The organism is Citrobacter sp. MGH110 (assembly GCF_001037515.1).
Lineage (GTDB): Bacteria > Pseudomonadota > Gammaproteobacteria > Enterobacterales > Enterobacteriaceae > Citrobacter > Citrobacter portucalensis.
The window spans coordinates 81,721-92,500 of sequence record NZ_KQ089834.1; the positions used below are offsets into that span (position 1 = coordinate 81,721).

The following is a 10,780-nucleotide window of genomic DNA, read 5'->3' on the forward strand; positions in this document are numbered from 1 at the left end:
AGAGAGAGCGCATGACAACCTTAAGCTGTAAAGTGACCTCGGTAGAAGCTATCACTGACACCGTATATCGCGTTCGTTTAGTGCCAGACGCGGCGTTTTCCTTTCGTGCTGGCCAGTATTTAATGGTCGTGATGGATGAAAGGGATAAGCGTCCGTTCTCCATGGCATCAACGCCGGACGAGCAAGGATTCATTGAGCTGCACGTTGGCGCCTCTGAGCTAAATCTTTACGCCATGGCCGTGATGGACCGCATTCTGAAAGACCGGGAAATCAAAGTCGACATTCCGCATGGCGAAGCCTGGCTGCGAGATGAAGACGAGCGCCCGCTGATCCTGATTGCCGGTGGTACAGGGTTCTCTTACGTGCGTTCTATTCTGCTTACCGCGCTCGCGCGCAACCCAAACCGCGATATCACCATTTACTGGGGCGGTCGCGAGGAGAAGCATCTCTACGATCTCTCCGAGCTGGAAGCGCTGTCTGTGAACCACCCGAATCTGCGCGTTGAGCCAGTGGTGGAACAGCCTGAAGACGGCTGGCGTGGTCGTACGGGAACCGTGTTAACGGCAGTATTGCAGGATTACGGTACCCTGGCGGAGCATGATATCTACATTGCCGGGCGTTTTGAAATGGCCAAAATCGCGCGCGATCTCTTCTGTAATGAGCGCAGTGCGCGTGAAGATCGCCTGTTTGGCGACGCTTTCGCGTTCATTTAAGCGCTGTGCGCCGGGGCCCTTCCGGCGCATTCATCACCAACCTTACTTCTTCTAACAGGGTGCAAGCCCGGTCTCGTTGTTTCTCTTTTTCACCACGTTTTTTAGTAAACATATTTTTCCTGTCTATTAATCACAAAACTTAGCTTTTGTGACAGGTCTCTTTTTGTTTAGTAAACAAAATTGGCAAACTAGGCACAATCAAATTGCGAGGCGCAAACGAGGAAAACCATGAGGCTCGGACTGGATATTGGCGGGACTAAAATCGAAGCAGTGGTGATTGATAACGCGGGTGAAATTGTTTACCGCGAGCGATGCGCGACACCAAAGCAGAGTTACGGTGATTTTTTCCAGGCCGTGACGGAGATGATTGCTAAGGCCAGACTGGCCGTTAATCAGCCTTTATCGGTTGGCGTTGGGGTGCCTGGCGCGGTGGATAGCGAAGGTTTGATTAAGAATTCGAACATCCTAGTGCTGAATCAGCAGGCCTTTGCGCAAGACCTTGAGCGAGCATCAGGAATGCCAGTGCCGGTTACCAATGATGCCAACTGCTTTACCTTGTCGGAAGCGATGGACGGTAGCGGACACGGGCATAGCGTGGTATTTGGCGTGATCCTCGGTACCGGTTGCGGCGGTGGACTATGCATCGATAACCGCTTGATCTCTGGACCTAACGCCTGCGCAGGAGAGTGGGGGCATAATGCATTGCCGCGCTACCACGAATCTCAGGACGGGGCTGGAGTGAGATGCTATTGCGGACAGTTGAACTGTATTGAGAGCTTTATTTCCGGTAGCGGTCTGGAACGCCAGTACCTGAATCACACCGCGCAGCATGTGGGTGTGCCACAAATTATGCAACAGGTAGAATCGGGTGATGCGGATGCCTGCTTTGTATGGGAACGTTATTGCGATCAACTGGCGCGTGCGTTGGCGGGCGTGGTGAATACGCTCGATCCCGATGTTATCGTGCTTGGGGGTGGGGTATCCAATATCGATTTACTGTATTCGGGTTTGCAGGCGCGAGTGGCGCAGTACGTATTTGGTAAGCAGTGCCGCACACCGATCGTTCGGGCCCGTCACGGCGACAGCAGCGGCGTACGCGGTGCGGCCTGGCTGGGGGCGCAACAAGCCATAGTAGAATCAATGAGAGTGAAATGACAAAACCTGTACGTATCAGAGATATTGCCGAAGCTTGTGGTGTTTCAGTTGGTGCAGTTTCCCGCGCCCTAAAAGGGCAGCCGGGGCTGCGTGAAGACACCCGGCTGCGCATTATTTCTGTGGCGCAGCAGCAGGGTTATGATTTTTCCCGTCTGCGCACTGACAAGATCAAACGCGTCCTGTTTTTGCTTCACCGCCAGCACAATATCAGCCGGGCATTGCCGTTTTACTCTCAACTGCTGCTGGGCATAGAAGATAACTGTCGTGACCATGGTATTGCGCTGAGCTTTCTCTCCATTGGTCCAGGCGATGCAGTGAGTGAGCAGGTGCTGCTGCACCAGCCTGATGCGCTGATCTGTGCCGGATTTTTTGAGCCTGAATTACTTGGCTTGCTGCAACAGATGAAGCTGCCGTTGGTGCTGGTGGATCTCTGGGCGCCGGGCCTGCCTTGCGTGAATCCGGACAACACCCAGGGCGGTTATCTGGCTACACAACATTTGATTGCACAAGGTCGCAGCCGTATTGCTTTTCTTGCCAGCACGCTTGCGCACTACAGCATCCGTCAGCGCGAGAAGGGTTACCGTCAGGCATTGTATGAGGCCCGTTTGCTGATGCCGCCAGAGTATGAAGCCATTGCGCCGCCGCTGCTGGATACCGAGCAATCTTTGGTGGAGGCGGTGAATGAATTGCTCAGTCTGCCAGAGCCGCCCGACGCTATTTTTGCCTATAACGATGCGGCAGCGCTGGTTGTTCAACGGGTGTGTGCGCAGCAGGGTATACGTATCCCGGAAGATCTGGCGCTGGTTGGGTTTGATGATATCGATGCTGCGGCATGGTCACATCCACCACTCACCACCATTGCGGTTGATAAACAACAATTGGGGCGTGAAGCGCTGCGTTTATTGCTGGAAGAAAATCAGGAAGAGAATCTGCTGTTGCCGGTGCAGTTAGTGGTACGTGGTAGTTCAGGGAAATAAAAAACCCGCCCCTGACAGGCGGGAAGAACGGCAACTAAATTGTTATACAATGGCATTTGTGTTGTAGGCCGGATAAGACGCATCAGCGTCGCCATCCGGCATAGTCGCCGGGGGCGCTTCGCTTGCCCGGCCTACAATAAGTCACATGCTTTGATTAAACTCGCTCAAATACCGTCGCGATGCCCTGGCCTAACCCGATACACATCGTCGCCAGGCCAAACTGTACGTCTTTACGTTCCATCAGATTGAGCAGGGTGGTGCTGATACGCGCCCCGGAACAGCCCAGTGGATGGCCCAAAGCGATCGCCCCGCCGTTGAGGTTGATCTTCTCATCGATCTGCTCCATCAGCCCCAGATCTTTAATGCACGGCAGGATCTGAGCGGCAAAGGCTTCGTTCATCTCAAACAAACCGATATCGCTGGTGGAGAGTCCCGCTTTTTTCAGCGCCAGTTTTGAGGCCGGAACCGGACCGTAACCCATGATTGAAGGGTCGCAGCCAACAACAGCCATCGAACGAATACGGGCACGCGGCGTCAGACCCAGCTCACGGGCGCGACTTTCGCTCATGACCAGCATCGCCGCAGCGCCGTCGGAGAGTGCGGAGGAGGTACCGGCAGTGACCGTTCCGCTAACCGGATCGAACGCCGGACGCAGGGTGGAGAGCGCTTCAACGGTTGTCTCCGGGCGGATAACCTCATCGTAGTTAAACTGCTTCAGCACGCCGTCGGCATCATGGCCGCCGGTCGGGATGATTTCGTTTTTAAATGCGCCAGACTGTGTTGCAGCCCAGGCGCGAGCATGTGAACGTGCGGCGAAAGCATCCTGCATTTCACGGCTGATGCCGTGCATGCGAGAGAGCATTTCCGCAGTCAGACCCATCATTCCCGCGGCTTTTGCCACGTTGCGGCTCATGCCCGGATGGAAATCAACGCCGTGGCTCATTGGCACATGGCCCATATGCTCCACGCCGCCAATCAGGCACGCCTGAGCATCGCCGGTCATGATCATGCGTGCCGCGTCGTGCAGCGCCTGCATGGACGAACCGCACAGGCGGTTGACCGTGACGGCTGGAACGGAGTGCGGAACTTCCGCCAGCAGCGCGGCGTTACGGGCGATGTTGAAACCCTGCTCCAGCGTTTGCTGCACACAGCCCCAGTAAATATCATCAAGCGCGGATGGCTCCAGCGCAGGATTTCGCGCCAGCAGGCTACGCATTAAGTGTGCGGAGAGATCTTCTGCCCGCACGTTACGAAACGCGCCCCCTTTCGAACGGCCCATCGGGGTACGGATCGCATCAACAATTACAACCTGTTCCATTGTGACTCCTTAAGCCGTTTTCAGGCTGCCAACCGGGCGGGCAGGCTCAACCTGGGGATAATACGGTTCGTTATGGCGCGCCTTATCACGCAGACCAGCCGGAACTTCATACAGCGCTCCGAGGTGTTGATACTGCTGGGCCATATCGAGATACTTCGCGCTGCCGAGCGTATCCAGCCAGCGGAACGCGCCGCCGTGGAACGGAGGGAAGCCCAGGCCATACACCAGCGCCATGTCGGCTTCTGCCGGGCTGGCAATAATGCCTTCTTCCAGACAACGCACCACTTCGTTGACCATTGGGATCATCATGCGAGCGATAATCTCTTCATCACTGAAGTCGCGTTTCGGCCGGCTGACTTCTGCCAGCAGATCGTCAACGGTGGCATCCTCTTCTTTCTTCGGCTTGCCCTTGTTGTCTTCTTTATAACGCCAGAATCCAAGACCGTTTTTCTGTCCGAAACGGTTCGCATCAAACAGGGCGTCTATCGCGTCGCGATAATCTTTCTGCATACGCTGAGGGAAGCCTGCGGACATCACTGCCTGCGCGTGATGTGCGGTATCAATTCCCACCACGTCCAGCAGATAAGCCGGGCCCATCGGCCAGCCAAACTGTTTTTCCATGACTTTGTCGACTTTGCGGAAATCCGCCCCATCGCGCAGCAGCTGGCTGAAACCGGCAAAATACGGGAACAGCACGCGGTTCACGAAGAAACCGGGGCAGTCGTTGACCACAATTGGGGTTTTGCCCATCTGGCTTGCCCAGGCGACAACTTTGGCGATGGTTTCATCCGAGCTTTTCTCGCCGCGAATAATCTCAACCAGTGGCATGCGGTGTACTGGGTTAAAGAAGTGCATCCCACAGAAGTTTTCCGGGCGCTTGAGCGCGCTGGCCAGCTCGTTGATTGGGATGGTGGAGGTATTTGAAGCCAGTACGGTGTTCGGGCGTACCTGATCTTCGGTTTCTGCCAGTACCGCTTTTTTCACTTTCGGGTTTTCTACGACAGCTTCAACCACCACGTCCACACGCTCAAAACCGCTATAGTCGAGGGTTGGATGAATAGTGGAAATCACGCCCGCCATTTTCAGACCGTCAATTTTGCCGCGCTCAAGCTGTTTGTTCAGCAGCTTGGCCGCTTCAGTCATGCCCAGCGTTAATGATTTGTCGTTGATATCTTTCATGACAACCGGTACGCCTTTCCAGGCTGACTGGTAAGCGATGCCGCCGCCCATAATGCCCGCGCCCAGCACCGCAGCTTGCTTCGGTGCTTCAATATTTTTGGTGAGTTTTTTGGCTTTGGCTTTGACGAACTGATCGTTAAGGAAGATCCCAACCAGCGCGCGAGCTTCACTGGTGTGCGCCAGTGGAACAAAGCTTTTATTTTCCAGATTCAGCGCTTCTTCACGGCCAAAACGGGCCGCTGCTTCAATGGTTTTTACCGCGGTAATCGGCGCGGGATAATGCTTCCCTGCCGTCTGTGCCACCATGCCTTTAGCGATGGTAAAGCTCATAGCCGCTTCAATTTTGCTGAGTTTCAACGGCTCCAGCTTCGGCTGACGTTTGGCCTTCCAGTCGAGGTCGCCGTTAATCGCCTGACGTAATACTGCGATCGCGCCATCAAGCAGTTTGTCTTGCTTCACTACGCCATCGACCAGGCCGATTTTTAGCGCCTGCTCAGCACCAACATCCTTACCTGCCGCAATAATTTCCAGCGCGCTGTCCGCACCCAGCATACGTGGCATACGCACGGAGCCGCCAAAGCCCGGCATAATGCCCAGCTTGGTTTCCGGCAGGCCAATGCGCAGGTCCGGCGTTGCCAGACGATAATCGGTTGCCAGAACACACTCGCAGCCGCCACCCAGCGCGTAGCCGTTTACTGCTGACAGGGTCGGAACAGGCAGATCTTCGAGGCGATTAAAGACGCTGTTGGCAAAATGCAGCCACTGGCTCAGTTGTTCTTCAGGCACGAGGAACAGTGAAAGGAATTCGGTGATATCGGCACCAACAATAAAGGCTGCTTTGTTAGAACGCAGCAGCAGCCCTTTTAAATTCGGTTGTTTTTCCAGCACATCAAGCGCATGGCCCAGGCTGGCAACGGTGGCCGTGTCGAGTTTATTGACCGAACCAGGGGCATCGAACACCAGTTCGGCGATGCCATCTTCCAGCCAGTCGAGGTACAGGGTGTCGCCTTTGTAAAGCATGTCAGTCTCCTGAATCCGCAAGGTGATCTGGTCATACCAGATGAATCGAAGTGTGTGTTTTATGTTAATAAAATGCAAATGAATGATTAAAGAAATGACGATTCGATCACGCTCGGCAGAAATCACGCACTCACAAAGCGATGTGCTAAGATGCGGAGACTTGAGGTCAAAAAACAGAAGGATAGAAAATGGAATCGCTGGCCGCACTCTATAAAAATCATATCGTTACCTTACAGGAACGGACGCGCGACGCGCTGGATCGCTTCAAACTGGATGCGTTACTTATTCACTCTGGCGAACTTGTTAACGTCTTTCTCGACGATCATCCATATCCGTTTAAGGTCAATCCACAATTTAAAGCCTGGGTGCCTGTAACACAGGTTCCTAACTGCTGGTTGCTGGTGGATGGCGTAAACAAGCCGAAACTGTGGTTCTACCTGCCGGTCGATTACTGGCACAACGTTGAGCCGCTACCAACCTCTTTCTGGACGGAAGAAATCGAGATCATCGCGCTGCCGAAAGCGGATGGTATCGGTAGCCAACTGCCTGCTGCTCGCGGCAATATCGGTTACATCGGCCCGGTTCCGGAACGTGCGCTGCAACTGGACATCGCGGCCAGCAACATCAACCCGAAAGGGGTGATCGACTACCTGCATTATTACCGCGCCTATAAAACGGAATACGAACTGGCCTGTATGCGCGAAGCGCAGAAAATGGCGGTAAATGGACACCGTGCAGCAGAAGAAGCGTTCCGTTCCGGAATGAGCGAGTTTGACATCAACCTCGCTTACCTGACTGCCACCGGTCACCGCGACACCGACGTGCCATACAGCAACATCGTGGCGCTTAACGAGCATGCTTCAGTTCTTCATTACACCAAGCTGGATCATCAGGCGCCGTCTGAAATCCGCAGCTTCCTGCTCGACGCTGGTGCGGAATACAACGGCTATGCGGCAGACCTGACGCGTACCTGGTCGGCGAAAAACGACAACGACTATGCGCATCTGGTGAAAGACGTTAACGACGAAGAGCTGGCGCTGATTGCCACCATGAAAGCAGGCACCAGCTACGTGGATTATCACATTCAGTTCCATCAGCGTATCGCGAAGCTGCTGCGTAAGCATCAAATCATCACCGGTATGAGTGAAGAAGCGATGGTGGAAAACGATCTTACCGGGCCGTTTATGCCGCACGGTATTGGTCACCCGCTGGGCCTGCAGGTACATGATGTCGCAGGCTTTATGCAGGATGACAGCGGTACTCATCTGGCCGCGCCGTCGAAGTATCCTTACCTGCGTTGCACCCGCGTACTGCAACCAGGCATGGTTCTGACCATCGAACCGGGCATTTACTTCATTGAATCTCTGTTGGCACCGTGGCGTGAAGGACAGTTCAGCAAGCACTTCAACTGGCAGAAAATTGAAGCACTGAAACCGTTCGGCGGTATTCGTATTGAAGACAACGTGGTGGTCCACGAAAACAATATCGAAAACATGACGCGGGATTTGAAACTGGCGTAATGGACAGTTGGTTAATCCCTGCGGCGCCGGTTAGCGTCGTCGAAGAGATCAAAAAAAGCCGCTTCATTACGCTGCTCGCCCATACGGACGGCGTAGAAGCGGCAAAGGCGTTTGTTGAGTCAGTCAAAGCGGAACACCCGGACGCCCGCCACCATTGTGTGGCGTGGGTGGCGGGTGCGCCCAATGACTCGCAGCAGCTAGGGTTTTCAGACGATGGCGAACCGGCGGGTACGGCAGGTAAACCGATGCTCGCGCAGCTGATGGGGAGCGGTGTCGGCGAGATTACCGCTGTAGTCGTGCGCTACTACGGCGGTATCCTTCTCGGTACAGGAGGGTTGGTAAAAGCCTACGGTGGCGGTGTGAATCAGGCGTTGCGCCAGTTAACGACACAGCGCAAGACGCCATTAACCGAATATACTTTGCAGTGTGAGTACGGTCAGCTGGCAGGCATTGAAGCCTTGCTGGGGCAGTTTGACGGTAAAGTCGTTGCCAGTGATTACCAGGCTTTTGTTCGGCTCAGGGTGGCGCTTCCTTTTGCCAAAGTGGATGAGTTTTCGGCAAAACTGGCGGATTTTAGTCGTGGTTCATTGCAATTGTTAGCGATTGAAGAATAATCCCCACCTCATTTTAAAGAACTAAGGAAGCGGCAGAGATGCATTTTCGCGCCATCACCCGAATCGTTGGACTACTGGTCATCTTATTCTCGGGGACAATGATTATCCCCGGACTGGTAGCGCTCATCTACCGCGATGGGGCAGGGCGTGCATTCACCCAAACTTTCTTCGTTGCTCTGGCGATCGGCTCCATGCTGTGGTGGCCAAACCGTAAAGAGAAGGGTGAACTGAAATCGCGCGAAGGATTTCTGATTGTCGTTTTGTTCTGGACCGTTCTGGGCAGTGTGGGTGCGCTACCGTTCATCTTTGCGGAAAGCCCTAACCTAACGATAACCGACGCTTTTTTTGAATCCTTTTCCGGATTAACCACTACAGGTGCGACGACGCTGGTGGGGCTGGATTCATTGCCACACGCGATTCTCTTTTATCGCCAGATGCTGCAATGGTTCGGCGGGATGGGGATCATCGTGCTGGCGGTGGCTATCCTGCCTATTCTTGGCGTTGGTGGGATGCAGCTCTATCGTGCAGAAATGCCGGGGCCGCTGAAAGATAATAAAATGCGCCCGCGTATTGCCGAAACGGCGAAAACGCTGTGGCTAATCTATGTATTACTAACGGTGGCGTGCGCGCTGGCGCTATGGTTTGCCGGGATGCCCGCGTTTGACGCCATAGGGCACAGTTTTGCCACAATCGCCATCGGTGGTTTTTCCACACACGATGCCAGCGTGGGGTATTTCGACAGTCCCACGATTAACACCATCATTGCTATCTTCTTGCTGATCTCCGGTTGTAACTATGGTCTGCACTTCTCTTTATTAAGTGGGCGTAGTCTGAAGGTCTACTGGCGGGATCCGGAATTCCGCATGTTTATCGGCGTGCAGCTGACGCTGGTGGCAGTCTGTACGCTGGTGCTATGGATACACAATACCTATGGCTCGGCGCTCACGACGATCAACCAGGCCTTTTTCCAGGTGGTATCGATGGCGACGACCGCCGGATTTACTACGGACAGTATTGCCCGCTGGCCGCTGTTTCTGCCAGTGCTGTTGCTGTGTTCTGCTTTTATCGGCGGCTGTGCCGGGTCGACGGGCGGTGGCTTGAAGGTGATTCGTATCCTGCTGCTGTTTAAGCAGGGTAACCGCGAATTGAAACGACTGGTCCATCCGAATGCGGTTTACAGTATCAAACTGGGTAACCGTGCGTTGCCGGAGCGAATTCTTGAAGCCGTATGGGGATTCTTCTCTGCCTATGCGCTGGTCTTTATTATCAGTATGCTGGCGATTATTGCGACCGGTGTTGATGACTTCTCCGCGTTTGCCTCCGTAGTGGCAACGTTGAATAACCTGGGGCCTGGACTGGGGGTTGTCGCCGACAACTTTGCCAGTATGAACCCTGTGGCGAAGTGGATCCTGATTGCCAATATGCTGTTTGGTCGTCTGGAGGTCTTTACTCTGCTGGTGCTCTTTACCCCTACCTTCTGGCGTGAATAATGGAGTAACACGTGAAAACACTGATTCTTTTTTCTTCCCGGGACGGACAAACGCGTGAAATCGCTGAATATCTGGCTTCTGAACTCAAAGAGCTGGGCGTTTGGGCAGATGTTGTTAATTTGCATCGTACCGCGGAGCCGGACTGGCAAAATTATGACAGCGTGGTAATTGGCGCCTCGATTCGCTACGGTCATTACCATGCTGCTTTTCAGGAGTTTGTGAAAAAGCATGCCACACGGCTGAATTCGATGCCGAGCGCGTTCTACTCCGTAAACCTGGTTGCCCGTAAACCGGAGAAACGTACGCCGCAAACCAACAGCTATGCGCGTAAGTTCCTGATGAGTTCGCCGTGGCGACCAGACCACAGCGCAGTCATTGCGGGTGCTTTGCGGTATCCACGCTATCGCTGGTATGACCGCGTTATGATCCAACTGATAATGAAGATGTCAGGTGGTGAAACGGATACGAATAAAGAAGTGGTGTATACCGATTGGGAACAGGTTGCGAGATTCGCGCGGGAAATAGCCCAATTAACCAACAAAGCGTTGTTAAAATAAGCGCAAAGAATAAAAAATACGCACTCGGAAGATTATTTTAAATTTCCCCTTGTCAGCCTGAAATAACTCCCTATAATGCGCCTCCACTGACACGGAACAACGGATTACAAGCCGCCGGGTCAGCGGGGTTCCACTGAGAACTCCGGCGAAGAAAGCGAAATTAAATGCTTGACTTCGTAGCGGGATGGCGTAATATGCACACCCCGCGCCGCTGAGAAAAAGCGAAGCGGCACTGCT

9 protein-coding genes are annotated in these 10,780 nt (G+C 53.9%); 7 read left to right on the top strand and 2 right to left on the bottom strand.

Features of this window, described 5'->3' with window-relative positions:
* The first annotated feature begins 11 nt into the window (after positions 1 to 11).
* The 3 genes from fre to SK38_RS23080 all read left to right on the top strand — a co-directional run bounded on the left by fre (position 12) and on the right by SK38_RS23080 (position 2,845).
* Positions 12 to 713 carry an NAD(P)H-flavin reductase gene (fre, locus tag SK38_RS23070; RefSeq protein WP_003828903.1) on the top strand — a complete coding sequence of 234 codons (702 nt, stop codon included), beginning with the start codon at positions 12 to 14 and terminating at the stop codon, positions 711 to 713.
* A gap of 228 nt (positions 714 to 941) precedes the next feature.
* Positions 942 to 1,868: an ROK family protein gene (locus SK38_RS23075; RefSeq protein ID WP_048237119.1), complete on the top strand. Its 927-nt coding sequence runs from the start codon at positions 942 to 944 to the stop codon at positions 1,866 to 1,868.
* Positions 1,865 to 2,845, top strand: a complete 981-nt coding sequence (locus SK38_RS23080) for a LacI family DNA-binding transcriptional regulator (RefSeq protein ID WP_020996097.1) — start codon at positions 1,865 to 1,867, stop codon at positions 2,843 to 2,845. Before SK38_RS23075 ends, SK38_RS23080 begins: the two co-directional genes overlap by 4 nt.
* A gap of 154 nt (positions 2,846 to 2,999) precedes the next feature.
* Here the strand turns inward: SK38_RS23080 and fadA are convergent, their stop codons facing one another.
* Together fadA and fadB are read right to left on the bottom strand one after the other, a co-directional pair.
* On the bottom strand, positions 3,000 to 4,163 hold the full coding sequence (fadA, locus tag SK38_RS23085; protein WP_003828895.1) for an acetyl-CoA C-acyltransferase FadA: 1,164 nt from the start codon (positions 4,161 to 4,163) through the stop codon (positions 3,000 to 3,002).
* A 9-nt stretch (positions 4,164 to 4,172) separates the two neighbouring features.
* Positions 4,173 to 6,362: a fatty acid oxidation complex subunit alpha FadB gene (fadB, locus tag SK38_RS23090; protein WP_048237120.1), complete on the bottom strand. Its 2,190-nt coding sequence runs from the start codon at positions 6,360 to 6,362 to the stop codon at positions 4,173 to 4,175.
* Positions 6,363 to 6,550: 188 nt separating this feature from the next.
* Here fadB and pepQ point away from each other — a divergent pair, with 188 nt between their 5' ends.
* From pepQ to hemG, 4 genes are read left to right on the top strand one after another with little or no spacing between them, the layout of a single operon-like run.
* Entirely contained in the window at positions 6,551 to 7,882 is a 1,332-nt protein-coding gene (pepQ, locus tag SK38_RS23095; RefSeq protein ID WP_008787103.1) for a Xaa-Pro dipeptidase, read from the top strand.
* Entirely contained in the window at positions 7,882 to 8,496 is a 615-nt protein-coding gene (locus SK38_RS23100) for an IMPACT family protein (protein WP_003017851.1), read from the top strand. Before pepQ ends, SK38_RS23100 begins: the two co-directional genes overlap by 1 nt.
* Positions 8,497 to 8,534: 38 nt before the next feature.
* Positions 8,535 to 9,986 carry a Trk system potassium transporter TrkH gene (gene trkH / locus SK38_RS23105; RefSeq protein ID WP_003017848.1) on the top strand — a complete coding sequence of 484 codons (1,452 nt, stop codon included), beginning with the start codon at positions 8,535 to 8,537 and terminating at the stop codon, positions 9,984 to 9,986.
* Between the two features lie 11 nt (positions 9,987 to 9,997).
* Positions 9,998 to 10,543, top strand: a complete 546-nt coding sequence (gene hemG, locus SK38_RS23110; protein WP_048237121.1) for a menaquinone-dependent protoporphyrinogen IX dehydrogenase — start codon at positions 9,998 to 10,000, stop codon at positions 10,541 to 10,543.
* Positions 10,544 to 10,780 lie beyond the last annotated feature (237 nt).

Bases quoted from the DNA above. Each gene is read 5' to 3' on its own strand.
- fre (WP_003828903.1), top strand. From the start codon at position 12: ATGACAACCTTAAGCTGTAAAGTGACCTCGGTAGAAGCTATCACTGAC.
- SK38_RS23075 (WP_048237119.1), top strand. From the start codon at position 942: ATGAGGCTCGGACTGGATATTGGCGGGACTAAAATCGAAGCAGTGGTG.
- SK38_RS23080 (WP_020996097.1), top strand. From the start codon at position 1,865: ATGACAAAACCTGTACGTATCAGAGATATTGCCGAAGCTTGTGGTGTT.
- fadA (WP_003828895.1), bottom strand. From the start codon at position 4,163: ATGGAACAGGTTGTAATTGTTGATGCGATCCGTACCCCGATGGGCCGT.
- fadB (WP_048237120.1), bottom strand. From the start codon at position 6,362: ATGCTTTACAAAGGCGACACCCTGTACCTCGACTGGCTGGAAGATGGC.
- pepQ (WP_008787103.1), top strand. From the start codon at position 6,551: ATGGAATCGCTGGCCGCACTCTATAAAAATCATATCGTTACCTTACAG.
- SK38_RS23100 (WP_003017851.1), top strand. From the start codon at position 7,882: ATGGACAGTTGGTTAATCCCTGCGGCGCCGGTTAGCGTCGTCGAAGAG.
- trkH (WP_003017848.1), top strand. From the start codon at position 8,535: ATGCATTTTCGCGCCATCACCCGAATCGTTGGACTACTGGTCATCTTA.